22 protein-coding genes and 1 pseudogene are annotated in these 23,331 nt (G+C 47.9%); 9 read left to right on the forward strand and 14 right to left on the reverse strand.

Annotated elements, in window-relative coordinates:
* Window positions 1-90: 90 nt before the first annotated feature.
* A complete protein-coding gene (locus SPM24T3_RS15805) occupies window positions 91-1,626 on the forward strand; it encodes a glucan biosynthesis protein G (protein WP_009637793.1) in 1,536 nt (511 codons plus the stop codon).
* On the forward strand, window positions 1,619-4,204 hold the full coding sequence (gene mdoH, locus SPM24T3_RS15810) for a glucans biosynthesis glucosyltransferase MdoH (RefSeq protein ID WP_009637794.1): 2,586 nt from the start codon (window positions 1,619-1,621) through the stop codon (window positions 4,202-4,204). The genes SPM24T3_RS15805 and mdoH overlap by 8 nt, the downstream gene beginning before the upstream one ends.
* Before the next feature lie 159 nt (window positions 4,205-4,363).
* On the opposite strand, the gene opgB is transcribed toward mdoH, so the two are convergent.
* A complete protein-coding gene (opgB, locus tag SPM24T3_RS15815) occupies window positions 4,364-6,304 on the reverse strand; it encodes a phosphatidylglycerol--membrane-oligosaccharide glycerophosphotransferase (RefSeq protein ID WP_369699992.1) in 1,941 nt (646 codons plus the stop codon).
* Window positions 6,305-6,531: 227 nt separating this feature from the next.
* On the opposite strand from opgB, the gene SPM24T3_RS24775 reads away from it, so the two are divergent.
* Window positions 6,532-6,777 (forward strand): YceK/YidQ family lipoprotein, encoded by a 246-nt coding sequence (locus tag SPM24T3_RS24775; RefSeq protein WP_071988441.1) that lies wholly within the window; start codon window positions 6,532-6,534, stop codon window positions 6,775-6,777.
* 30 nt (window positions 6,778-6,807) lie between these two features.
* On the opposite strand, the gene SPM24T3_RS15820 is transcribed toward SPM24T3_RS24775, so the two are convergent.
* Window positions 6,808-7,212: a MysB family protein gene (locus SPM24T3_RS15820; protein ID WP_009637797.1), complete on the reverse strand. Its 405-nt coding sequence runs from the start codon at window positions 7,210-7,212 to the stop codon at window positions 6,808-6,810.
* 258 nt (window positions 7,213-7,470) lie between these two features.
* Between SPM24T3_RS15820 and SPM24T3_RS24780 the strand changes: the two are divergent.
* Together SPM24T3_RS24780 and SPM24T3_RS15825 are read left to right on the forward strand one after the other, a co-directional pair.
* Window positions 7,471-7,748 (forward strand): annotated as a pseudogene (locus SPM24T3_RS24780) (type II toxin-antitoxin system RelE/ParE family toxin).
* On the forward strand, window positions 7,748-8,056 hold the full coding sequence (locus tag SPM24T3_RS15825) for a HigA family addiction module antitoxin (RefSeq protein WP_009637798.1): 309 nt from the start codon (window positions 7,748-7,750) through the stop codon (window positions 8,054-8,056). The pseudogene SPM24T3_RS24780 and the gene SPM24T3_RS15825 overlap by 1 nt, the downstream one beginning before the upstream one ends.
* Before the next feature lie 56 nt (window positions 8,057-8,112).
* Here SPM24T3_RS15825 and SPM24T3_RS15830 read toward each other — a convergent pair whose 3' ends face one another.
* Window positions 8,113-8,916 carry a hypothetical protein gene (locus SPM24T3_RS15830; protein ID WP_009637799.1) on the reverse strand — a complete coding sequence of 268 codons (804 nt, stop codon included), beginning with the start codon at window positions 8,914-8,916 and terminating at the stop codon, window positions 8,113-8,115.
* 4 nt (window positions 8,917-8,920) lie between these two features.
* Complete coding sequence (locus SPM24T3_RS15835) at window positions 8,921-9,526, reverse strand: GNAT family N-acetyltransferase (protein WP_009637800.1); 606 nt, start codon at window positions 9,524-9,526, stop codon at window positions 8,921-8,923.
* Window positions 9,527-9,755: 229 nt separating this feature from the next.
* Between SPM24T3_RS15835 and SPM24T3_RS15840 the strand changes: the two genes are divergently transcribed.
* Window positions 9,756-10,157, forward strand: coding sequence for a hypothetical protein (locus SPM24T3_RS15840; RefSeq protein WP_009637801.1), 402 nt, complete (start codon window positions 9,756-9,758; stop codon window positions 10,155-10,157).
* A gap of 42 nt (window positions 10,158-10,199) precedes the next feature.
* Here the strand turns inward: SPM24T3_RS15840 and mdtG are convergent, their stop codons facing one another.
* From mdtG to SPM24T3_RS15860, 4 genes are all read right to left on the reverse strand, one after another.
* On the reverse strand, window positions 10,200-11,438 hold the full coding sequence (gene mdtG, locus SPM24T3_RS15845; protein ID WP_037378826.1) for a multidrug efflux MFS transporter MdtG: 1,239 nt from the start codon (window positions 11,436-11,438) through the stop codon (window positions 10,200-10,202).
* A 242-nt stretch (window positions 11,439-11,680) separates the two neighbouring features.
* Complete coding sequence (locus SPM24T3_RS15850; RefSeq protein ID WP_009637803.1) at window positions 11,681-12,115, reverse strand: DoxX family protein; 435 nt, start codon at window positions 12,113-12,115, stop codon at window positions 11,681-11,683.
* Window positions 12,116-12,358: 243 nt separating this feature from the next.
* Window positions 12,359-13,279, reverse strand: coding sequence for a Kdo(2)-lipid IV(A) acyltransferase (locus SPM24T3_RS15855; RefSeq protein WP_009637804.1), 921 nt, complete (start codon window positions 13,277-13,279; stop codon window positions 12,359-12,361).
* Window positions 13,280-13,810: 531 nt separating this feature from the next.
* Entirely contained in the window at window positions 13,811-14,908 is a 1,098-nt protein-coding gene (locus SPM24T3_RS15860; RefSeq protein ID WP_009637805.1) for an NADH:flavin oxidoreductase/NADH oxidase, read from the reverse strand.
* Between the two features lie 151 nt (window positions 14,909-15,059).
* On the opposite strand from SPM24T3_RS15860, the gene SPM24T3_RS15865 reads away from it, so the two are divergent.
* On the forward strand, window positions 15,060-16,127 hold the full coding sequence (locus tag SPM24T3_RS15865) for a rhodanese-related sulfurtransferase (RefSeq protein WP_009637806.1): 1,068 nt from the start codon (window positions 15,060-15,062) through the stop codon (window positions 16,125-16,127).
* Window positions 16,128-16,192: 65 nt separating this feature from the next.
* Here SPM24T3_RS15865 and SPM24T3_RS15870 read toward each other — a convergent pair whose 3' ends face one another.
* Window positions 16,193-16,657, reverse strand: a complete 465-nt coding sequence (locus SPM24T3_RS15870) for a MarR family winged helix-turn-helix transcriptional regulator (RefSeq protein WP_009637807.1) — start codon at window positions 16,655-16,657, stop codon at window positions 16,193-16,195.
* Window positions 16,658-17,190: 533 nt separating this feature from the next.
* Here SPM24T3_RS15870 and proP point away from each other — a divergent pair.
* Window positions 17,191-18,684 (forward strand): glycine betaine/L-proline transporter ProP, encoded by a 1,494-nt coding sequence (proP, locus tag SPM24T3_RS15875; RefSeq protein ID WP_009637808.1) that lies wholly within the window; start codon window positions 17,191-17,193, stop codon window positions 18,682-18,684.
* A 69-nt stretch (window positions 18,685-18,753) separates the two neighbouring features.
* Here the strand turns inward: proP and SPM24T3_RS15880 are convergent, their stop codons facing one another.
* The 5 genes from SPM24T3_RS15880 to pyrC form a co-directional block, all read right to left on the reverse strand.
* The gene (locus SPM24T3_RS15880; RefSeq protein ID WP_237713087.1) at window positions 18,754-19,416 is read right to left on the reverse strand and encodes a response regulator transcription factor; all 663 of its coding nucleotides are present in this window, start codon (window positions 19,414-19,416) and stop codon (window positions 18,754-18,756) included.
* A 196-nt stretch (window positions 19,417-19,612) separates the two neighbouring features.
* Window positions 19,613-20,728 carry an N-methyl-L-tryptophan oxidase gene (gene solA / locus SPM24T3_RS15885; RefSeq protein WP_009637810.1) on the reverse strand — a complete coding sequence of 372 codons (1,116 nt, stop codon included), beginning with the start codon at window positions 20,726-20,728 and terminating at the stop codon, window positions 19,613-19,615.
* A gap of 139 nt (window positions 20,729-20,867) precedes the next feature.
* On the reverse strand, window positions 20,868-21,122 hold the full coding sequence (gene bssS / locus SPM24T3_RS15890; RefSeq protein WP_009637811.1) for a biofilm formation regulator BssS: 255 nt from the start codon (window positions 21,120-21,122) through the stop codon (window positions 20,868-20,870).
* A 256-nt stretch (window positions 21,123-21,378) separates the two neighbouring features.
* A complete protein-coding gene (gene dinI, locus SPM24T3_RS15895) occupies window positions 21,379-21,633 on the reverse strand; it encodes a DNA damage-inducible protein I (protein WP_009637812.1) in 255 nt (84 codons plus the stop codon).
* Between the two features lie 113 nt (window positions 21,634-21,746).
* Window positions 21,747-22,796: a dihydroorotase gene (gene pyrC / locus SPM24T3_RS15900; RefSeq protein WP_009637813.1), complete on the reverse strand. Its 1,050-nt coding sequence runs from the start codon at window positions 22,794-22,796 to the stop codon at window positions 21,747-21,749.
* A 226-nt stretch (window positions 22,797-23,022) separates the two neighbouring features.
* On the opposite strand from pyrC, the gene SPM24T3_RS15905 reads away from it, so the two are divergent.
* Window positions 23,023-23,310, forward strand: a complete 288-nt coding sequence (locus tag SPM24T3_RS15905; RefSeq protein WP_009637814.1) for a putative quinol monooxygenase — start codon at window positions 23,023-23,025, stop codon at window positions 23,308-23,310.
* Window positions 23,311-23,331 lie beyond the last annotated feature (21 nt).

A 23,331-nucleotide genomic window follows, 5' to 3' on the forward strand; every position in this document is an offset into this window, starting at 1 on the left:
TTTCCGACTATTCCTTAAAATGGACTAAATGAGTTGAGCGCATTTAAAGGAGGGGACGTGCCGGGTAAAAATTTTTCCAAAGGGCCAGATATGACTAAAGTCCGTTTGCTGAGTGCCGCAGTGTTGATGACCTTGTTCACATCATCTGCCTGGGCTTTTTCTATTGACGATGTCGCCAAGCAAGCTAAAACGCTGGCTGATAAAGGCTATGAAGCGCCTAAAACCAATCTGCCATCGCAATTTCGCGACATGAAATTTGCGGACTACCAACAAATACAGTTCAATCATGACAAAGCGTATTGGAATAATCTGAACACGCCGTTCAAGCTTGAGTTTTATCATCAGGGAATGTACTTCGACACGCCGGTCAAAATTAACGAAGTGACCGCAAACAGTGTTAAAGAAATCAAGTACAGCCCGGACTATTTTAATTTCGGTAATGTTAAACACGACGCTGACTCGGTAAAAAACCTCGGTTTCGCTGGTTTCAAAGTTCTTTATCCAATCAATAAAGCAGATAAAGATGATGAAATTATGAGCGTGCTGGGCGCGAGCTATTTCCGTCTAATAGGTAAAGGTCAGGTCTACGGCCTGTCGGCTCGTGGTCTGGCAATCGATACTGCGCTTTCCTCTGGGGAAGAGTTCCCACGTTTTCGCGAGTTCTGGATTGAACGTCCTAATCCGGACGAAAAACACCTGGTAATCTATGCGCTGCTCGACTCACCTCGCGCAACCGGTGCCTATCGTCTCGACGTTTACCCTGGTAAAGAAGCCTCTGTAGACATCCAGGCCAAGATTTATCTGCGTGACAAGGTTGGAAAACTGGGTCTGGCACCATTGACCAGTATGTTCCTGTTTGGCCCGAACCAGCCTTCAACCGTGATGAACTATCGTCCGTCACTGCATGATTCTGATGGCCTGTCGATTCACGCCGGTAACGGTGAGTGGATTTGGCGTCCGCTGAACAATCCGAAGCACTTGTCGGTTAGCCAGTTCACTATGGAAAATCCGAAAGGCTTTGGCTTGCTGCAGCGCGGTCGTAACTTCCACGAGTATGAAGATCTCGACGATCGCTACGATCTGCGTCCAAGCGCCTGGGTAGAACCAAAAGGCGATTGGGGCAAAGGCAAAGTCGAGCTGGTGGAAATCCCGACTGCGGATGAAACCAACGACAATATCGTGGCCTTCTGGACACCAGATCAACTGCCAGCGGCCGGCAAACCGATTGATATCAGCTACCGCCTGCACTTCACCCGTGATGAAGACAAGCTGCATTCTCCGGACTCTTTCTGGGTATCACAGACCCTGCGTTCGGCCGGCGATGTCAAGCAGTCAAATCTGGTGCGTGAACAGGATGGCAGCATTGCCTACGTGGTCGATTTCGTGGGTCCTGCCCTGAAATCACTGAAACCGGATACCCCGGTCGCGTCTCAGGTCAGCATGGGCGACAACGCCGATCTGCTTGAGAATTCTGTCCGCTATAATTCTGTCACCAAGGGCTGGCGTTTGACGCTGCGTCTGAAAGTGAAAGATCCCAAGAAGCCGGTTGAAATGCGCGCTTCTCTGGTTAATGGCGACAAAACGTTGAGCGAAACCTGGAGCAATCAGTTACCTGCCAATGAATAAAACAACGCATTCTACTCAAGAGTACGTAGAGGCATTGCCCCTGACTGAGACTCAGAAAGGGGATATCACTCAGCAGCTTCCGGCTGCTGATGATGTTGCTTTCACGTCTCTGCATCACCGCCTCGGCGGTGATTCTGCTGTGGCGATTGAAACCGCTGACGCACAGGCGCCACTTGCTTCGGTGAAAGCGCGCATTGGCGAAGGCTGGCCAGACGCCGACGAGAACGGCACGTTATCCGCCGTGGATAACGAAGGCCGTACCGTGGTGAAAGCCATGCCGCCAGTCAAGCGTTCCAGCATGTTCCCTGAAATTTGGCGTACCAACCCGTTAGGCCGCTTCTGGGATACGCTAATGGGGCGCAGCGCGATTGCCCGTCGCTACACTTCTTCTCAAATGCCGGAGTCAGAGAAAAGGTGGCGCGCAGCAGGTTCCATTCGCCGTTATATCTTGCTGGCGCTGATGCTGGTGCAAACCGCCATCGCCACCTGGTACATGAAAACCATTCTGCCGTATCAGGGCTGGGCGTTAATCGATCCGTCCGATATGCTCAATCAGGATCTGCTGCAATCCGTGCTGCAATTGTTGCCGTACGTGTTGCAGACCGGAATTCTGGTGCTGTTTGCGATACTGTTCTGCTGGGTTTCGGCCGGTTTCTGGACTGCTCTGATGGGCTTCCTGCAACTGATGATGGGGCGTGATAAATACAGTATTACGGCTTCCACAACCGGTAACGAGCCGCTGAATCCCAATAATCGCACCGCGCTGATTATGCCGATTTGTAACGAAGACGTTGAACGGGTTTTTGCCGGTCTGCGAGCGACTTATGAGTCAGTAAAAGCCACCGGCGATCTCGACCAGTTTGATATTTACGTTCTCAGCGACAGTTACGATCCGGATATCTGCGTGGCCGAGCAAAAGGCGTGGATGGAAGTCTGCCGCGACGTCGACGGCCACGGGCGCATTTTCTATCGTCGTCGTCGTCGTCGCGTGAAGCGCAAAAGCGGCAACATCGATGACTGGTGCCGTCGTTGGGGCGGAGAATATGCCTACATGGTTATTCTTGATGCCGACAGCGTAATGAGCGGTGGATGTCTCACCGGTCTGGCACGACTGATGGATGCAAACCCTAACGCCGGTATTATCCAGTCTGCGCCAAAAGCGTCAGGCATGGATACGCTGTATGCGCGCTGCCAGCAGTTTGCAACACGCGTTTATGGCCCATTGTTTACTGCCGGTCTGCACTTCTGGCAGTTAGGCGAGTCGCACTATTGGGGCCATAACGCCATCATCCGCGTGAAGCCGTTTATTGAGCACTGTGCACTGGCACCTCTGCCGGGTGAAGGTTCGTTTGCTGGTTCGATTCTGTCGCATGACTTCGTAGAAGCCGCGCTGATGCGTCGCGCAGGGTGGGGCGTGTGGATTGCCTATGACCTGCCGGGAAGCTACGAAGAGTTGCCGCCAAACCTGCTGGACGAGCTGAAACGCGACCGCCGATGGTGTCACGGTAACCTGATGAACTTCCGTCTGTTCCTGGTTAAAGGCATGCACCCGGTTCACCGCGCCGTGTTCCTGACTGGCGTGATGTCTTACCTGTCTGCTCCGCTGTGGTTTATGTTCCTGGCACTGTCTACTGCGTTACAGGTTGTACATACGCTAATGGAACCACAGTACTTCCTGCAACCGCGCCAGCTGTTCCCGGTGTGGCCGCAGTGGCGTCCCGAGCTGGCAATCGCGCTGTTCTCGACTACCATGGTGTTGCTGTTCCTGCCTAAGCTGCTGAGTATCGTGCTGATTTGGGCCAAAGGTGCGAAACAATACGGTGGAGCGATTCGTCTGCTGCTCTCGATGCTGCTGGAGATGCTGTTCTCTGTGCTGCTTGCGCCGGTGCGTATGCTGTTCCACACCGTTTTTGTGGTCAGTGCGTTCCTGGGTTGGGAAGTGGTCTGGAACTCACCGCAGCGTGACGATGATGACACCCCTTGGGGCGAAGCATTCAAGCGTCACGGCTCACAGCTGTTGCTGGGTCTAGTTTGGGCTAGCGGTATGGCCTGGCTTGATCTGCGCTTCCTGTGGTGGTTGGCACCGATCGTCTTCTCGCTGATCCTTTCGCCGATCGTGTCTGTGCTTTCCAGCCGGGCGACGTTGGGTATCAAGAGCAAGGCCGCCAAACTGTTCCTGATCCCCGAAGAGTACGATCCGCCGCGTGAGTTGGTCGCGACAGAAGAATATCTGAAGCTTAACCGCGAACGTATGCTGAAAAATGGCTTTATGCACGCAGTGGTCAACCCGACTTTCAATGCGCTGGCAACGGGTATGGCGACTTCGCGTCACCTGCTGCGTCAGACAATTGAAAACGGTCGTCGGCAAACGCTTGAAAAAGCCTTGCAGAGCGGGCCGAAAAGCCTCGGTAAGGCCGATCGTCTGGTGCTGCTGAGTGACCCGGTGATTCTGGCAAGACTGCACTCGGCTGTGTGGACCAATCCAGAATTACACGAATGGCGAGACTATTATGGCGAGCTGCCGCGTAACGTTCAGGCCTTCCCTGAAACGCAAACGCTGGAAGCGAAAACCGCCTGAGAATATTGGGTTGCCAGTTAAAGCGGTAGCCCATTCTCAACGGCAGTTAACGTCATAAATCAGACGGTTGACCTAAAGAAAACGGGCAGTTTGCGTAATGCAGACTGCCCGTTTTTTTATGCGCGAAAGATTTCAGAGAAGGTTTTTTACTCCCTTAACTCAATTGGCCGGAGCCTGATCTTCTACTGCTGCCAGCTTCTCAACTGTGGTGTGGAAGGTGTCCTCATTCAGCTTGGGTAAGCCATCGAAAACCACCTTGTTGCGGTAAAGATCGCGATCTGCTTCAACAATATGCGGTTGAGTATTCAGACTGCCAGTCGCAACACAGATGTTGTTAACATCTTTCAATTTCGGATCCCAGATATTGCCCATCTTGCTACAGCTATCTACCCAGACAAACTTCTCGTTCGGGTCGAGTTTCGAAAGCTGTTGCTCTAAAGGAGCTGAAAGATAGACGTCAAACATCGGGTCGACCCTGCCATCGGTAACCCGCAGGATTAGCGGATATTTGAACGACACGCCGGAGAAGGTCAGCATTTTGCTGTCGGTGTGCAGTACATAATCGGTGATCGTTTTCGGGAAATCCCACATCTTGATAATTGCCGGTTTCCAGCGCAAAACGTGACGACGGATATCGCGATAGTTATTGGCGAGCGACTCGCTGGTCAGGCTGCTGCGCCCCAGTCCGATATAGTTGTCGCCGCCCATCACATCCAGCACGGTCGCACCGTTATCCAGCGTGGTTCTCTTCTGACTGATGACCTGATTATTGGAGCCTGTACCGCGCAGCACGAAGAACAGATCTCTACGATTTTGTTTGGTCAGAATCGAATACGCGGTGTTGTTCATTGCCAGATGGTCAGAAGAAACAACAATCACTGTATTTTTGAAATACGGCGAGGCTTTGATTTTATTGATAAGTTTTGCAACCTGTTCCTGACTACAGGCAACGGCGCTTAACGACTGATTGCGTTTATTGTCATAGGAATAGCTTTTTCTGTTGCAGGTCGCATCAATATAGCCGTCGGGATGATGAGTATCGACGGTCAACGCGAACAGTGAGAAAGGTTTACCGGCTTTAGACAACTCGATAAAACGATTGTAAACGAAGTCCAGCATCGTATCGTCATACCAGCCCCATTCATTTTTATAATTTGCATCTTTGACTAACGGCTTAAGCTCGTTATAGCCATAGAGATGGTCGATGCCGTGGGTCGACAGCAATAGTTCTTTGCCGGCAAATGCCAGGTTCGCGCCCTGATAAAAATAGTTGGTATAGCCAGAAGCTTTCAGGATATCGCCAAGACAGATGCTGCGCGGATAAAAGGTCGACAATGAGCTTGACGCGTTGCTGTCAAAAGGGGCAAAAAGCGGGATGCCGCACAGGGCCGAAACCATGCCGGATACGGTGTTTTCTGCCCCGGGTATCTGAATGGTATTACTGAAGTCTAGCGACTCTTTCTTTATTGCGCCCAGTTCAGGAGTCAGGTCCGGAAATACGTCATTATCGAAATAAGTACGCTCGAGACTTTCACCAAAGATATACACCAGATTAGGCTTGCTGCCGTTGATAGTCTTGACCGCGTCTTTATAGTTTTCGGAAAAATCAGACTTATCATCGCCATACTGAGAAGTAGTCAGACTGACCAACTGGGCCGTAGCGGGCGAAGTACCAATCGCCAGCAGCGCAAAAAGCAGCGCTCCATAGTTGTAGGTGATCCTGCGATCGGTGTTTTTATTGCGTAAAATTAACCAGGTCAACAAGCCAAATATCAGGAAAATAAATACGATCAGGCCTATTGCCGGGAGAACATATTTGCCAACTCCGGCGCCGGTCAGACTATTGGTAATGGTAAACAACACCTCGTCATTTACGCCCTCACCGGTGAAGTAATTACTTGCAGTCCAGATAGCGCTCAGGAGCAGAAACAGCGCCGAAAGTAACAAATTCACGGAGATCCAAAAGGAATTTCGTTTCGCCTTGAAGATACAGAGGGTAACTGAGGCGATAAAAAACAAAACGGAAATGAGTTCAAGTGCCATGCACTTTCCTTGAGTGGGAATTAACCGATGGAGTAATAACCCTTTGATAAAAAACATCTAATTAAAACGGAGATGATTCTTATTCAATAGGACCCTTACTGTTCATCTTAATATAATTTTAATAAACAATTCTTATACAGAATGATCGCGCCGTATTTTATAGCATTTTCTTATCTAAGGTGAAGCCTTATGACAGTATTGGTTTTACGTTTGCTTAACGCAGGCAGAGGCTTTGGCTGTGGTAAACTTAACAATAGAAACGGTAAGAAAAAGGGGATTCTGGTGTGAACAAGGGTGTAATCGCAAGGACAGTTTTGCTTGGGGTTGCCGTGGCTACTTTATCCGGCTGTGGCAGCATTATAAGTCGTACAGTACCGGGGCAAGGGCATAATAATCAATACTATCCGGGCGTGCAGTGGGATTTACGCGACGGGCCGTGGCGATATGTCACCGTCATCGATGTTCCGCTTTCGATGATAGTTGATACCTTTATGCTACCTATTGATGCCCGCCACGGGCCGTACGAGTAAAATCAGGCCAACCGCGCCTGACTGGCAAAATTAATCAACGTCACGTCCTGGATAGTCGTCTTCATCGTCCCATTCTTCAGCCGCGGCGGCACCTTCTTCCGTATCCAGTGGCGGCTCTAGCTGATATTCGCCTTCGTCCCATTCATACAACGTATTCTCGTCCTGCCATTCCTCCAGCAATTCTTGCTTATCAAAATCGTCATCAAAAACTGCCTGTGCAGCTTCGCCGCTCAAGAAGCTTAAATCCTGAGTCTCTTCGCCTTCCTCGGCACCGAACTCGGCTTCCCACATGGTGTCGCCGTCTTGCATAATATATTTCTGCAAGTTGAGCTGGCTGACTGACGGTGATTCGTCGTCTGAAGTTTCGGCATTTTTCTCCAGAAACTCTTCTCGTGCTGCATCTATAGCCTCTTCCAGCGTGGCATACAGTGACATATTTCCTCCTTTTACACAGGTTGCAGTGTTTTTAGGAAAGGATAGTTGAAGATTTACGGCTCACAGACAATTAGGAATAAAAAAAATTAATTTGCGATTCGGTAGGAGATTTATTGAGCTAAAAGACCGCGTTAGTTCAACTTGAGTAATGAGGGGCGGGGCACAAAATGAGAAAGTTGAACACGAAATCGCCTGTCTATGTTGCGTGTGACGGAACATTAGCATAAACTGTTCCTTGTTGCGCAACAAGGAGTGGTTATGATCATTAGCTGGAAGCATCGGGGATTACAAAAATTTTTTGAGACAGGATCAACAGCTAAAATCATGCCAGAGCATGCAAAAAACTGAGGACTCGGTTAAGAGTTATTGATATTGCGCAAAATATTGAGGACATTAACCTTGCTGGGTACAAATTACATCCTCTGAAAGGAGATCGTGAAGGGGTCTGGTCAGTAACAATTAGTGGGAACTGGCGTATAACTTTCGAATTCCGGAATAGCGACGCCTATATTTTAAATTATGAGGACTATCACTAATGGCTATGTTTAATCCTCCCCATCCAGGGGAAATTATCTCAGGCATTCTTGAAGATTTAGGTGTCGGGATCCGAGAACTGGCGCGTGCGCTTGATATAGCCCCTTCAACGGCTCAGCGTTTAGTCAGTGGCCAAGCGGCCGTTTCACCAGAGATGGCAATAAAACTGGCGGCAGTATTAGGAAGCACTCCTGAAATGTGGATGCGGCTACAAGCGAGCTATAGTTTGGAAGTTGCTGCAAAAGCTGTTGATACCTCTCGACTGACCCAGCTCTATAAGCCTACTTCTTTTACGCCTCATTGGATTTAAGGGACAATGTATGCGCTACAAGATGGGGAAACGGACGTGGGCTATTTTCGGGAATTTCACTTCTTTAAACGGGATTGCAGGCAATGAGTAATAATTGCTTTCTGCACCGGCAATAACCACTGCTTTTGCTGATAACCGGCAAAATTTGCATAGAGCAGAGGATCAAAATCCAATTCTTGTCCGATGGTGAAAGGGGGCGTGGGCAGGAGTTTGGGCCGACCAAGCTTTTGCAGCAATGCTTCTGTGAGTGAGAGCGGTGTTGCACAATTTGGAGGCCAACCGTCTGTTATCACAACATCCGCGGTAAAATCGAGTGTTGAAGTAAATTTTACCCCTTGTGCTCCATCGTGAAATTGCCGATCGCAGAAATGGGTCAGCTGTAAACCCAAGACTAAAGCCAGCTGGTGCCATGAGCGGAAGACATTAGTCGTTGGCCCCCAAAGGCAAATACGCAGCTGGTTTATCGCGCCTATCGACTTATTAATCCAGAATGCATCGGTTAACACCTCGCACGGATGTCCCTGACTGGACATAGCATTAATCACCGGTTTAGCAGAGTGCTTTGCAAACTGCGAGAGCCTCTGGTGATTTGCTTCTCGAATCACATAGAGACTGTAAAAGGGGTCAAGATAACCGGCTAGATCCTCCACGCGTTCAGCTGTTTTCAAAAGATTCGGCAGCTCGATAAAAGGGATTTCAAGCTCCTGGAATGCCTGAATAAAGGTCGTGCGCGTTCGTATGCCATTTCCTTCGAACGACCAGGCTGCTTTGCAATTTAGGGATTTCGATGGGGCTTCCGCCAACCGCCAAATCTCATAAACGTTTTCAACGCTGAGTTCACTTAACGCTATTAGATTCATCACATTATCTCGGATATTGACCCATCTTGAAGTTCAGGCTTTTTTTAACCGTTGGCCATTCGCTGTCAATAATCGAGAAAATTACCGTATCGCGACAGGCACCGTCGGGATCCTTTTGCATATTGCGCAATACGCCGTCCTGCTTGGCGCCGAGGCGCGCAATGGCGGCTCTGGAAGTGTGATTGTGCCAGTGGGTTCTGAATTCCACCGCAATGGCGGCAAGTTGTTCAAACGCATGCTGTAACAGCAGATATTTACACTCGGTATTGACTGCGGTTTTTTGCACACTTTTCGCATACCAGGTAAAGCCTATCTCAACGCGGTGATGCTGATTATCTGCGCGGCAAAAACGCGTGGTACCCACTATCTGCCGAGTTGCGTTAAGCATTACCGCAAATGGCAGAGAAGCTCCGGCCTGCTGCTCTTTTAACGCTGTTGCGATGTAACTCTCAACGCTGCTTTTAGTCGGCACAGAGGTGTACCACAATTTCCATAACTCCCCGTCGGCGCACACCTTACCGAGTTCCTCGGCGTGTTCGCTGCGCAGGGGAATCAACGTGACCGTTTTGCCAGGTAGTGTGATTTCTTGCAGCCAGTTTTCAGAAGTCATAATCCTTTATTTTTCCTTTAATTAGAGCATTCCTATACCCTATAACTCCAAAACGGTTTTGCCAATAAGTTTTAGGAAAATCGATGGTTAGTTTGCAAGCGTTTTTGTCAATGGAGATTCAGCTTTGCAAAGAGGGTGCGGCGATAGGGTAAAGGTTTAGCAAACGGGGTTTATTCATTGAAAATAGTGGCTCAAAGTAAGCCTGAACTCATTTGATAAGGCCGTTGCCATGAAAATTTCTACCCGCAGTATCTTGTTACCGCTTTGTGGTATTGCCGCGTTAATCAGCGTGGGAAGCCATGCAGCAGAGTCTACGGAAAAAGCGCCACAGAATGCGCCTGTCAGTCACCCTCAGGATGAGCCGCCGTTTCACGGTGAAGGCCCGCATTTTCCACCCATGGGGATGATGATGCCGCCTCCGCCAATGCACGGTTTCTGCCACGGCGGCGAACTGTTCTGTGCATCGGTTGCCAGTGATAATCCCACCGATACGCTGCAAAAGTTGAACGGTGTGATCCCTGCTCCAACTGCTGGTAAACACTATGAAGTGCGCGTATCTGTGATGGAAGTCCCGGACTTCCCGCACCATGAGCATGGTCCAAGAGGCCCGCAGCCGGAAGGCAACAAATAGCGTTTTGACTCATTCAGCGCCATTCGGGGCAGGGCAGAGGTCTTACTCTACCGTTGCCTGGCTCGGACGGCGCTGTAAACTCCAATAGGAGTAGCAGGCATTAAACAAGACGACACAGGCGGTGACGCAAAATACTGCTCTAAACCCATAACCTGCCGAAACTGATGCGCCTAGCAAGGGGCCGGTTACGTTCCCGACATCGCGGAAAGACTGGTTATAGCTAAATACTCGCCCGGCGACCTGATTAGTACAGTTATAAATCAGCAAAGTTTGTACTGCTGGCAGTAATGCGCCATCGCACGCCCCCAACAAGAATCTGAGAATCCCCAACTGTAGCGGATTTTGCACGAACGCCATCGGGATAAGCAGCAGCACCGACACTCCAAGCATTGCTACCAAAATTCTTTCAGGTCCAATCCTGTCGCCCAACTTGCCTAATTTCGGCGCGCTTATCAGTGCCGCTACTCCCGGTACAGAGGCGATCATTCCGCTGATAAATGCCAGACTTTGGGTATTTCCGGCCAGTTCACGGACGTAGAGGGTCAGGATTGGCGCGATCGAGCCGGTGGCAACCTGAATGATTAAGGTGGTGATAAACAGGCACAGCACTAATTTGGGATCTTTAAGCGAGGCGAAAACCTGCTTGCGGTTAAGAATATCTTTCTTGTTAACCGGAACAAATTGCTCGCGGATGAGATACAGCGTCATCAGGAAGCAAATAAACAAAACCGTCGCGGTAATAAAGAATACCGGTCGCAGGCCGTAACTATCGGCCAGAATTCCGCCAACTAATGGACCAATCAGCGCACCGCTTACCGCGCCGGTGGATAAAGTCCCTAACGCCCAGCCACTTTTATTGCGCGGTATTTGAGTGGCTATCAGGGCATTGGCATTAGGCACGAATCCGCCGAGCAAACCCAGCAGCGCACGCAGGATAAGAAACTGCCAGATATTTTGCGCCATTCCCATCAGCGCCATGACGATGGCCATTCCCAGGGCCGAGCGCAACAGCATGATTTTGCGCCCTTTGCGATCGGCCAGGCCGCCCCAGAACGGCGAGGCAACGGCAGAAAACAGGAAAGTAATGCTGAACACTAGCCCTGACCACATGTTCAGGGATTCATGGCCTGTGACGCCGAGCGTTTCAATATAGAGCGGCAGGAAGGGCATGATAAGACTGAAGGCTGCACCGGTGAGAAAACAGCCGATCCAGGCAACAAAGAGATTGCGCTTCCAATTAATGGGTTCTGGTGCTTGGTCCGATGCGGGTGCCGAGTTCATAAAATACCAATGAGTGAGGTCCATTTACTCTGTGAAGAGGGCAAAACAGAGCACAACAATAGTGAGTTAGCTCGATAATTATGCGCCGAATTATTACCCACTTCAATCGTGTTACTAACTTATTACGAAAAATTAAATAAGATTATCAAGATGAGAATAGCGAGGATATCAGATAAAAATCACAACAAAATCAGGTTTAAAGCCGGGTAACCCAGATCTGGGTTACCCGTGAAATCGACAACTTAACGCAGTGCAGGATTACTCATCACCGAGTAACGACCGCTGCCGAGCAACATAATCACCAGGCCACCAAAGAAATACAGAGCCTCGCCTTCAAGCCCCCAGGCCCCCACTTCGGTGAGGGTGAAAAATTTACCCCCGACAACCAGCAGGACAGCAACAACCAGATTGAAAGACATTACCAGAGCCGCAGGGCGAGTAAAGATACCCAGAATAATAAGGATTGGGGCAATAACCTCACCAATGTATGCGCCGTAGGCAATAAAGCCCGGCAGGCCGTGAGAGCCAAGCATCTGGACAATCCAACCCACACCATTTTCCATTTTGGCGACACCGTGGAACAGGATCAGGATGCCGAAAGTCAGGCGTAACAGTAGCTTGCCAAAGTCAGGATGGTCGGTAATCCGAGTAAAACAGGTGTTCAATTTTGCCAGCATAATGTTGTCCTTTAAAAGTGTGAAAGCAGCCAATCGACGTTTTAAGCTTTAATCATGAAAAAATCAGAGATTAATCACGTCAGGAAATTATGACTTAGTATTGGCTGCATTTCGTTCAGAGGAAATCAGATAACTTTGATGAAGTCTGTCAAAAAAACTGTTTTAGCAAACCAGAAAGGTTGAAATACAAGACCCTCTGGCAGTAGGTTTGTCATTGCCAGAGGGGCAGAATGGAAAAAAGGATTAATACAGTGAAGACTCGCCTTCAGGACGGGTTTTAAAGCGACGATGCAGCCACATATATTGTTCTGGGGCGAGCTTAATTTCGTCCTCAACCACTTTATTCATATAAGTTGCCGCCACAACTTCATCATCGAGCGGGAAGTTTTCTACAGCCGGATGGAGCAGCAGTTCATAACCTTTACCGCCAGGTAAACGGCGCGGTGTAAAAGGAATAATTGCCGGTTTGCCCATTCTTGCAAGCAGATAGGTACCGGTAGTAGTCGCGGCTTTATCAACCGCAAAGAAAGGCACGAACACGCTGGCCCGTGGGCCATAGTCGTGATCCGGCGCGTACCAGATGATATCGCCCTGCTTCAGGCTGCGGATCATACCTTTAAGATCTTTGCGATCGAGCATCGCCTTGTTTGACCGCATACGGCCTTTGGTTTGCATCCAGTCCATTAGCTTATTGTCATGTGGACGATAAACGCCGATGCCTGGATTGTGGATGCCGAAAATGCGTGCGCCGAGTTCAAGCGTCAGAAAGTGAACACCAATCAACAGAACACCCTGCTGGTTATCACGAGCCTGCTGAATGTGCTCCAGACCGCTGACCTTAAACCAGCGTTCGATACGCCAATCAGGCCAGAACCACGCCATTCCCGTTTCAAACAGTCCCATGCCGACGGATTCAAAGTTTTTTACTATTAACTGATCGCGCTGATTTTGCGGCATATCCGGGAAACATAGCTCAAGATTACGCTGCGCGATGGTAGAGCGGCGCTTAAGAAAACGCATGGAAAAACGACCGATACCGCATCCCAGACGATAAATAACTGGATAGGGCAAAAGCACCAATAAATACAACAGTCCCAGACCCATCCAGGTAGGCCAGTATCTTGGATGCAATAATGAACGGTTAAAGGTAGGTACTTGAGTCATAAAATCTCTGCGTCATAGTGTTGAAGTAGGAAAATATAAGCTCCGTCCAGACTGTATTCGCGACCGGATCCCATGAGGTAACGCGCCGTGAAGCCAAACAATCTGCTAGCAGCTCGCCGAGGTAAACACCTGCTTAATGTGATATCACATTGTTACAGCCGGTAAATTTGTCTCAGCAAAGGGGTTTATTTTGACATTTTTTTTAATCAAGTTGAAAAACCAAGGCATTAAAACCTAATTTACAATGGGTTAGACTCTGAATCCACGCGAAAACGAATGAAATTTATCCTTTGTTTATCATTTTTTGAACTGCACGGTTTTTGCATTATCGCTGCAAGGGATTGCAGGAGCCGCCTGGGGCTTGCGACTTGAATATTGTTAAAGAACCCGATTTTGTCAATTTCTAGGGTAAATTCTTTGATTATTTAAAATGAAGGTCGTCGCTGATTCGTGGCTTGGCCTGATAAGCCATAAAAAAAGGACATCTGACTACAGACGTCCTTTGGTTGCTCATAGTGAATGAATTAATGATTACTTGGCGTTAAACAAGCCTTTAACGGCATGAGGTTCACTGCGCCAATACTGTTTCGGAGCACTGACTTTGGCACCGAGTTTGGCGGCAGCGTGCCATGGCCAGCGTGGGTCGTAAAGAATACCGCGCGCCAACGCAACCATATCTGCCTGGCCGGTGCCAATAATGGCTTCCGCCTGCTCCGCTTCAGTGATCAGGCCTACCGCAATGACTGGCATATCCACGGCTTGTTTAATGCTTTGTGCAAAAGGTACCTGGTAATTTGGGCCAACCGGGATCTTCTGCTGAGTTGAAAGACCTCCGCTTGAAACGTGAACATAATTACAACCCAGTTTTTCAAGAAATTTAGAAAGCTCAACGGATTGCCCGATGTCCCAGCCGCCTTCAACCCAATCACTGGCAGAAATACGCACGCCAATCGGTTTGTTGTTGGAGAAGACTTGACGAACCTCCTGATAAATTTCCAGCAGCAGGCGAATACGGTTTTCAAATGAGCCACCGTACTGGTCAGTGCGCTGGTTGGAAAGAGGTGAAAGGAACTGATGCAGCAGATAGCCGTGCGCGCCGTGAAGTTCAATCAGATCAAAGCCAAGCTTGTCAGCGCGTTTGGCGCTTTCAACAAAGGCTTTTTTGAATTCATTTATTCGTTCAATAGACATGGCCTGCGGGGCCGCATCGGTGTCGGCAAAACCAATGGCTGAAGGAGCAACAGTTTGCCAGCCGCCCAGTTTTGCACTGATCTGTGTTCCACCTTCCCATGGTGCGTAGCAAGAAGCTTTACGCCCGGCATGACCTAACTGTATACCCAGTGGAATATCACTGTTTTCTCGCAAAGAAGTGACAAGATCCGCCATTGCCTCTTCGGTTTCGTCATTCCAAAGGCCTAAATCCTGGGGAGAAATACGACCCACGGCTTCAACGGCGGTGGCTTCCAGGATCAACAGTCCAGCTCCCGAGAATGAAAGTTGACCAAGGTGGGCATGATGCCAAGAGGTTGCCTTACCTTGTTGTGCTGAATACTGGCACATTGGGGCTATGATGATACGGTTCTCTAAGGTCAGTGAACCCAGTTTGATGCTTTCAAATAGCTTGCTCATAGTGAACCTCGAATGAGTTTGGGTTAATGAAGTATGCACACAATTTGCGTTAACCGAAGCTTTAATCCTGGTGGCTTTTTCAGGTATGATAGCGCCGCTTAAATTTTTACTCTGCTTAGAATAGCCTCAACGAAAGACAGGAAAGTACACCATGCCAGTGTTACATAACCGAATTTCTAACGAGGAACTGAAAGCGCGCATGTTGGCCGAGACCGAGCCGCGCACAACAGTTTCTTTTTACAAATACTTCCATCTTGATGATCCTAAAGCATTTCGTGACCAACTCTACCTCGAATTGGTTAAGTTAAATGTTTGTGGCCGCATTTATGTGGCCAAAGAAGGCATCAACGCACAAATCAGCGTGCCGCAAAGCCAATTTGAGGCCTTTAAGCAGCTGTTGTTTACTTGTCATCCCGCTTTTGAAAATATTCGTTTGAATATTGCACTGGAAGATGATGGCAAGTCGTTCTGGGTTTTACGTTTCAAAACTCGTGAGCGCATCGTTGCCGACGGCATAGATGATGAGACTTTTGACCCTTCCAACGTAGGTGAATACCTCAAGGCGGAACAGGTCAATGCGATGATTGACGATCCGGACGCTCTGTTTGTCGATATGCGCAACCACTATGAGTACGAAGTGGGGCACTTTGACCAGGCGATTGAAGTTCCTTCCGACACCTTCCGCGATCAGCTGCCTATGGCCGTTGATATGCTTAAGGAAAATAAAGACAAGAAAATTGTTATGTATTGCACTGGCGGCATCCGCTGCGAGAAAGCAAGTGCTTACATGCTGCATAACGGTTTTAAAAATGTTTATCATGTCGAAGGTGGGATCATCGAATACGCACGTCGTGCCAAAGAGCAAGGCTTGCCGGTTAAATTCAAAGGTAAAAACTTTGTCTTTGACGAGCGTATGGGCGAGCGTATTTCAGACGACGTCATTTCCAACTGTCATCAGTGCGGCGCTGAATGTGATAATCACACTAACTGCCTGAACGACGGCTGCCATTTGCTGTTTATCCAATGTCCGGCCTGCGCTGCAAAGTTTGAAGGATGCTGTAGTGAAATTTGCCAAACCGAGCTGAAGCTGCCTCCTGAGCAACAGCGCGCACTTCGTGCCGGCCGTGAAAATGGCAATAAAATCTTCAATAAATCCAAAGGATTACTGCAGACCACTATGCATATTCCCGCCCCTAAAGATGCCGCTTCTCAGGATTGATTCGCGGTCTCTCGGGCCAAGCCTGCAGATATTTTTCCGCAGGCTTGGTCCTTTGCATCTCTTTATTAGCTATTAGAAATCTGAACTTCCAGGGTCTGTGCCGTAGCCTCAATTTTTTTGAGCGCTACTTTAAACAAATGAAACTGTTCACTATCCAGTTCGGAAAATATTTTCTCTATAGCCTCGTGTTTTGGCTGTTGAACCGCCTCAAGTGCTGATATCCCCTGGTTTGTAAGCTCAAGAAGCTGCGCTCGCCTATCGGTTGGATGTCGCTTCCTTACCAACAATTCGTCTCTTTCCAGCGCATCAATAGCATCGGTGATCGTGCGGGGTGACTGTTGTAATTGCTGGGCGAGTTCACCTGGCCGACAAGTTCCTTCATTACTGATAATCGAGAGTAATTTCCCTCGCGCAAGAGACAGGCCCTGTGCTGACATCGCCGAATCAACTTGCTTGCGCATCAGACGAATGACGGACAGCATCAGCTCAACGATTTCCAGAGAATCTGTAGCATTTAATTTATTGCTCATAATTTGCAGAGGCTCATTTTTATGTGGCTGAGTGGGTCGAAATAATTGTCTTAGGATAGGCCAATATTGTGGTGTATTTACCTCTCATTTATTTCAGGGAGATGTCACTTATCATCAGTGTAAATTTTATCTTAGCCCCGGTTTTGCTGACTATGCTTTAGTGAAGCGTATCAAAATTTTGACAATTTCTTTAACCCTGAAATTATATAATTACATTATAAATCAAGTTTTTGTGATTTTTTTATTTACTGGATTGATGCAGGTTTACAGCAGCTATGGATGCCAATAAATACCGCAAACTTGATCAATATCTCTTTTTTGTATAGGTTAAAGATATGTAAATTTGTGTGTTTCAAGTAAAAGCGGTCTGGATTTAAATGCCGTTTTAAACACAAAAAAAAGTGAATAATAAACGCAGCTGCATAGCCTTCGCATCATGTTTATTCGTCATGAATGAATAGACCAAATGACCAGGGAAGCGAAAGCTATGGTGCTGCACTGAAAGCCATAGTGGCAACATCTGAGGTTATTTTATGCATGATTCAACAGAATCTCACACTTCACACATCAGATTTTGGCGTAAGCGTAATAAGCCAGAGCTAACTCTAGACGACATCACCATTGTAGACCGAAAAATGCTCAATCGCACCGTTGGTGCTGCGGCATTGGGCAATGCTATGGAATGGTTCGATTTTGGTGTCTACAGCTTCCTTGCCGTCACCATCGGCCACGTATTCTTTCCCAGCGGTAGCGCCTCGGCGCAGCTGATTGCGACATTCGCGACTTTCGCTGCTGCTTTCTTGGTGCGACCATTGGGCGGCATGGTCTTCGGACCTCTTGGCGACCGTATTGGCCGTCAAAAAGTGCTGGCATTCACTATGATTATGATGGCCACCGGGACTTTTTGTATTGGTTTGATCCCAAGTTACGAGCGTATTGGTCTTGCTGCGCCGATCTTGCTGCTGATGGCCCGTCTGGTGCAGGGCTTCTCAACTGGGGGGGAATACGGTGGAGCGGCGACATTCATCGCTGAATGCTCAACCGATAAACGCCGTGGATTTATGGGCAGCTGGCTGGAGTTCGGCACCTTGGGCGGCTATCTGTTGGGCGCTGGCTTAGTCACCGGTTTGACAGCTTACATGTCCTCCGAGCAGCTGTTGGCCTGGGGTTGGCGTATTCCTTTCTTTATTGCTGCGCCGCTGGGCCTGTTCGGTTTATATATTCGTTTAAAGCTTGAGGAAACTCCTGCTTTCCAGAAACATATGGAAAAACAGGATGAGATCGAGCACAACAAACCTCAGCAAACCTTGTTGGAAATGTTGCGTAAGTATTGGCGTCCAATGTTGCAGTGTATTGGGCTGGTACTGTTGTTTAACGTCTCCAATTATATGCTGACGTCATATATGCCTAGTTATTTGACTAGCGTTTTGGGCCTGAGTGAACTTAGTGGACTAATGCTTATCATGGTAGTGATGTTTATCATGATGCCGATGACACTGCTGTTAGGTTACTGGAACGATCGTCTGGGGCGGAAACCGGTCCTGCTGGCCGGAGCCGGTGGACTCATTCTGTTTTCAATCCCGGCTATGATGCTGATTGGCCACGGTGGGATGACAGGAGTATTCTGCGGCCTGATGCTGCTGGGCGTGTTGCACACTTTCTTTAGCGGAACCATGCCAGCCGCGTTACCTGCATTGTTCACTACGAATACTCGCTATAGCGCATTAGCCATTGGTTTTAATATTTCAGTATCTCTGTTTGGCGGGACTACACCGCTGGTCACTTCATGGCTGGTATCGACCACCGGCAACGTGATGGTGCCAGCTTATTATCTGATGGGCGCTGCGGTCATCGGTGCTGTTACTGTTTTCTCTCTGAAAGAGAGCGCTCGCAGGCCACTCATGGGTTCAGCTCCGGCTGTTGAAAACAAAGAAGAGGCTAAAAAGTTGTTGAAGAGAATTCATTTACGTCGTAAAAAACGTGATGAAGAAAAAGCTGATTTGGTAAATAACACTCCAGCTCGTTAATCTATGCTGCTTTAAAGAGTTTTAATAAAAAGGCTTCGAAAGGTAGCCTTTTTAAAATAATGTTTAATACTATCGAGTCAGTGAGAAAATATCGGCTTTTGTTTGACGACTCATTGGCTTTTGTGCCAGTGGGTTAATGGGCCAATAAAAATATTTGATCAAATTATAAATAAAACAAAACTCAAGTCGATTTCTGACTTTAATTTTTTGAGTAATATGTCGTTTATGCACATAAACCGTTCTATCACTAATATTGAGCTTTTTAGCAATACGATAATTTGGCACTTCAGCCATCCAGTCATTCATAACCAAAATCTCTTGATCACTGTAGATTGAGTAAGGTTGGGTGCAGATTTTTAATGGTGCCCGAGTTGAGGCTAAATCATTCAAACGGTGTAATATTGAGTTAACCATCTGTTTTTTAAGTATTAAAAAGTTCTCGGCGATAGTAATTGGTTCATCACTTTCTGGATAGTTGGCATCCAGATAACAGTAAATTCTGCTGGTGGTTCTTAACTTTAAAAAATTATTAATATTACAGCTGGTTTGAGTGCTGTGGCAGTGGCTAGTCATATTTGCCAGAATAATGTCAGGTTTTAAATTCGTCGCTTCAACTAACGCTTTTTCCAATGAATCAACGTCTACTACTTCAATTTGACGATTTTTAGTTAACACCGAAAGCATACCTAGACGCATGTATCCACACGGCTCTACGATAAGTATTTTCATCATTGACGTCCTTGTTGTATTTGCCTAAAGAAAAAGACGATCACTCCTGTGATCCCGAAAAGTCAGAATAGGGCGAAATAATAGGCAATGTCAAATAACTGTTTAAAAAAATTGCGAAATATAGATGGGGGTTATTTTTCTTATAATAATTATTCGCCGAATGGATTAATCGGCGAATAATTCAATCATTAATGTAGTGTTATTTGAAACGAGAAAGCGAAAACGGCGTCATGTCAGTTTTAGGCGGGAGATCCTGCGCGAATAAGGACACAGTTTCGCCTAATGCGCTGGCGAATTTAAATCCATGGCCACTTAAACCCGAAATAACCAGCGTGTTGCTGTGACCAGGTACTCGATCGACAATAAAATCTTCATCTTCTGTCACGTCATAGGTACACGATGCACCGTGCAGGCATACGCCAACTCCCGGCAAAAATTGACGCAGGAAACTGAAAACTTCTCGGCCGTCCTCCGCTACGCTACCAAACGGTGTACGTTGCTCTGGAGAATCAATAGGTTGTCCGCCATTGTGTTTGCCAAGCTTCAGGCTGTCTTTTACCGCCGGAAAGCCATAAAACTGATCGCCCGCGGTGGTTTCAACGGTAAATGCCGGGAAGTGATTCTCTTCGCTGTAGCGGCCATCTGCCTGATGCCAGGCAAACACCTTGCGCATTGGTGTCATTGGCAAAGACGGCAGGAATTTTTTCACCCAGGTGCCTGCGGTCAAGGCTAGCTTGGGGGCGCGATACTCACCCTCTTTGGTGACGACGACTGCCGTGTCACCTTCATAGCGAATAGCATCTACCGGGCAATTAAATAGCTGTGCACAGCCTGCTTCTCTGGCGAGTCGGATATAGCCAGAAATCGCTTTTTCGCAATACAGGTAACCTGAATCCGGCTCAAATACGCCGCAGTAATCGTCAGTTACATTGAGCTGAGGCCATTTATGTCGAATTTGATCGGCATTAAGAGATTGAGTATTGAGATTGAATTCCACCGCGCTGGATTTAACGTTGGCAATAAACTCTGATCCTTGCGGACCAATATTGATGACACCGCAAGAGCGGAAGATTTCTTCGCCAGTCAGGAAACCTAGTTCGTTCCACAGTGCCTGCGCGCGTAAAACCATAGGCACGTAGCGCGCGCCTTCACCGTAAGCGTGACGGATAATTCGCGTCTCACCGTGGTGACTGCCTTCCTTGTGCGGAGGCATTGCGCTGTCAATCATCAATACTTTCAGTCCGGCACGGGTGGCATAAAAGCCTGCTGCAGCACCCACAGAACCACTACCAACCACAATTAAGTCATAGTCCATCAGACGAAGGTTCCTCAACAAAAAATAAAAGGGGACAGGGCATGATAGTGATTTATTGGGGCGAATGGCAAGGCAGAAGGAGGCATTAAAAAAGGCACCCGGAGAGTGCTCGCGGGTGCCTTAGGCTAAACGTTTCTGATTAGTGTTTTCTTTGATCAAGATACTCATACTCGTGTGATTCGATCTTTTCTATGCCAGCTTCAAGGATATTGATCAGTTGCCTGGCAACGTCGGTAGTTAACCATAAGGTTCTATCTACCTGAGCATCCTCTGGCGGTTGGTCTTTAGAAGACAGGTAATGAAGACGTATCATCATGGCGTCGTAAGAATCTACGGTACTGATATCCCAACCTACAAGCGGGTGTGTCTGAATAACTTCGTCATTTCTGTCCATATAGACCCCTTAATTTGTAGTGACTAGCGTGAGTGACTAACGAGGATCAATGCGGCTCATTATCTGGTGAGCAGATTAAGTATAAGCATTTCTCATAAATTTGGCATAGAAATCCCTTATTTAGTTGTAAATAAATTTTTGAGTACAATTTATAGGCGTTGTTTGACACATTCGATAAATAAAAAAGCCGGACAGCGACGCCCGGCAAAGTTACTTTTGGCTTATTCAGCCTGGTTATTATCAATTTATAGGGTGATTAATATTCGCTTTCATTAGAAAACCAGTCATCGGCGCTTTCCCAGGTTTCCTGCAATATTTCTTCGATCAGATCTTTATCAGTTTTCAAGCCGCCCATAACTGTAAGATTATTGGCACCGGCATAGCGGACATGCACGCTATTATCGGTGTCAGAGAATTTTTTATTGATACGCTTACTCAGCTCGCCTGACAGTGCTTCCAGTGCGCCTGCCGGCAATGGTTTGGTCCTGTCAATGCAGACTTCAATACGCATGATTGCCACTCCGTATAATTAATACTGTGAATATATACAGTTAATTTAAGAAGAGCAAGAGGGAGAGTTAAAAAACGGGAAGGGCGCTGCCTTCCCGTGATATTACGTACCCATTAACAGGCGGTGACTTTCCAGTTCAGTGTTTGGCCGGCCAGGAAAGGCACGATGGAATCATTACCCAAAGGAATGGTTTCAGGCTGAGTCACTGGCGTTCGGGTCAACTCAACGGTTCCTTCATTCATTGGCAACCCGTAGAAGTTCGGGCCGTTCTCAGAGCAGAATGCTTCAAAATGCTGTAACGCATTCATCTCTTCAAACACAGTGGCATAAGCAGATAGCGCCAGAGGAGCGTTGAAACAGCCAGCGCAACCGCAGCTGGACTCTTTGAGATGTTTAGCGTGTGGTGCAGAATCAGTGCCCAGGAAGAAACGTTTATTACCGCTGGCAATCACTTCACGCAGCGCTTGCTGGTGTACGTTACGTTTGAGGATTGGCAGGCAGAACAGGTGCGGACGCACGCCCCCGACCAGCATATGATTGCGGTTGAACATCAGGTGCTGTGGAGTAATCGTCGCGCCCAAATATTCGTTGCCGCTTTGCACATACTGCGCCGCTTCCTGAGTTGTGATGTGCTCGAAAACAATTTTCAGCTGCGGGAACTGGCGACGGATAGGGTCCATCACTTCATCAATGAAACGCGCTTCACGGTCAAAAATATCAACATCGGCGTGGGTCACTTCTCCATGAATAAGCAACGGCATGCCAATTTTCTGCATGCGCTCCAACACCGGATAAATGCCTTTAATGTTTGTCACACCGTGGCTGGAGTTCGTGGTCGCATTGGCCGGATACAGTTTAGCCGAGGTAAATACCCCCTGCTCGAAGCCGCGAGACAGCTCATCGGGATCCAGTGAGTCGGTCAGATAGCAAGTCAGTAGCGGGGTAAACTTGTGTCCCGCCGGAATGGCCGCTTCGATACGAGTGCGATAGGCAATCGCAGCTTCAACCGTGGTAATTGGCGGTGTCAGGTTTGGCATCACAATAGCGCGACCAAAAACTTCACTGGTAAACGGCAATACTGTATTTAACACAGCGTCGTCGCGAAGGTGGATATGCCAGTCGTCTGGGCGGCGTATTTTCAAAACTTGCGGTATTGCGGTCATGTTACAAAACTCCGGCATTGAGAGACAGGACGTTAGAATCAGGTGCAGTAATGGGAGCATTATCGGCGGGGTATAAGGATAAGCGCAAAATGTAAAGGATGCATCAGTTTGTTAGGTTAACATTGAAATCAGTGTTAATCGGCGAGCATAGTTGAAGGTAATTATTAGACCTTCTTAAATTATCTAGGTGCTTAGAAGCGAAAGTTATTATACAGGAGCTGAATCTATGGAAGTCCGTATCGTTGCCCCACTGACCGTAAAACCAGAGTACATCGAAGAAGTCACCCACGCACTGTTGGACGTTGTGGCGGCAAGCCGCGAAGAATTGGGTTGCCTGCAATACGATTTACATCGTGAAATCGACAGTGCCAACAGCTTTGTCTTTTACGAGCGCTGGCGTTCTGATGAAGCGGTTGCCCAGCACGAGGCAAGCGAACATTTTAAACACTTTGTTAAGCAACTGGATGGCAAGCTCGAGAAGATTGAAATCAAGAAACTCAAGCTGTTCGCCTGATATCCTGAGATACGATAATAA

Origin of the sequence: Serratia sp. M24T3 (assembly GCF_000257645.1) — a bacterium.
Classification (GTDB): Bacteria; Pseudomonadota; Gammaproteobacteria; order Enterobacterales; family Enterobacteriaceae; genus Rouxiella.

What these genes read in the sequence shown, in the direction of transcription:
- SPM24T3_RS15805 (WP_009637793.1), top strand. Translation starts at nt 91, where the DNA reads ATGACTAAAGTCCGTTTGCTGAGTGCCGCAGTGTTGATGACCTTGTTC.
- mdoH (WP_009637794.1), top strand. Translation starts at nt 1,619, where the DNA reads ATGAATAAAACAACGCATTCTACTCAAGAGTACGTAGAGGCATTGCCC.
- opgB (WP_369699992.1), bottom strand. Translation starts at nt 6,304, where the DNA reads ATGTTTTTTATCAAAGGGTTATTACTCCATCGGTTAATTCCCACTCAA.
- SPM24T3_RS15820 (WP_009637797.1), bottom strand. Translation starts at nt 7,212, where the DNA reads ATGTCACTGTATGCCACGCTGGAAGAGGCTATAGATGCAGCACGAGAA.
- SPM24T3_RS15825 (WP_009637798.1), top strand. Translation starts at nt 7,748, where the DNA reads ATGGCTATGTTTAATCCTCCCCATCCAGGGGAAATTATCTCAGGCATT.
- SPM24T3_RS15830 (WP_009637799.1), bottom strand. Translation starts at nt 8,916, where the DNA reads ATGAATCTAATAGCGTTAAGTGAACTCAGCGTTGAAAACGTTTATGAG.
- SPM24T3_RS15835 (WP_009637800.1), bottom strand. Translation starts at nt 9,526, where the DNA reads ATGACTTCTGAAAACTGGCTGCAAGAAATCACACTACCTGGCAAAACG.
- SPM24T3_RS15840 (WP_009637801.1), top strand. Translation starts at nt 9,756, where the DNA reads ATGAAAATTTCTACCCGCAGTATCTTGTTACCGCTTTGTGGTATTGCC.
- mdtG (WP_037378826.1), bottom strand. Translation starts at nt 11,438, where the DNA reads ATGAACTCGGCACCCGCATCGGACCAAGCACCAGAACCCATTAATTGG.
- SPM24T3_RS15850 (WP_009637803.1), bottom strand. Translation starts at nt 12,115, where the DNA reads ATGCTGGCAAAATTGAACACCTGTTTTACTCGGATTACCGACCATCCT.
- SPM24T3_RS15855 (WP_009637804.1), bottom strand. Translation starts at nt 13,279, where the DNA reads ATGACTCAAGTACCTACCTTTAACCGTTCATTATTGCATCCAAGATAC.
- SPM24T3_RS15860 (WP_009637805.1), bottom strand. Translation starts at nt 14,908, where the DNA reads ATGAGCAAGCTATTTGAAAGCATCAAACTGGGTTCACTGACCTTAGAG.
- SPM24T3_RS15865 (WP_009637806.1), top strand. Translation starts at nt 15,060, where the DNA reads ATGCCAGTGTTACATAACCGAATTTCTAACGAGGAACTGAAAGCGCGC.
- SPM24T3_RS15870 (WP_009637807.1), bottom strand. Translation starts at nt 16,657, where the DNA reads ATGAGCAATAAATTAAATGCTACAGATTCTCTGGAAATCGTTGAGCTG.
- proP (WP_009637808.1), top strand. Translation starts at nt 17,191, where the DNA reads ATGCATGATTCAACAGAATCTCACACTTCACACATCAGATTTTGGCGT.
- SPM24T3_RS15880 (WP_237713087.1), bottom strand. Translation starts at nt 19,416, where the DNA reads ATGATGAAAATACTTATCGTAGAGCCGTGTGGATACATGCGTCTAGGT.
- solA (WP_009637810.1), bottom strand. Translation starts at nt 20,728, where the DNA reads ATGGACTATGACTTAATTGTGGTTGGTAGTGGTTCTGTGGGTGCTGCA.
- bssS (WP_009637811.1), bottom strand. Translation starts at nt 21,122, where the DNA reads ATGGACAGAAATGACGAAGTTATTCAGACACACCCGCTTGTAGGTTGG.
- dinI (WP_009637812.1), bottom strand. Translation starts at nt 21,633, where the DNA reads ATGCGTATTGAAGTCTGCATTGACAGGACCAAACCATTGCCGGCAGGC.
- pyrC (WP_009637813.1), bottom strand. Translation starts at nt 22,796, where the DNA reads ATGACCGCAATACCGCAAGTTTTGAAAATACGCCGCCCAGACGACTGG.
- SPM24T3_RS15905 (WP_009637814.1), top strand. Translation starts at nt 23,023, where the DNA reads ATGGAAGTCCGTATCGTTGCCCCACTGACCGTAAAACCAGAGTACATC.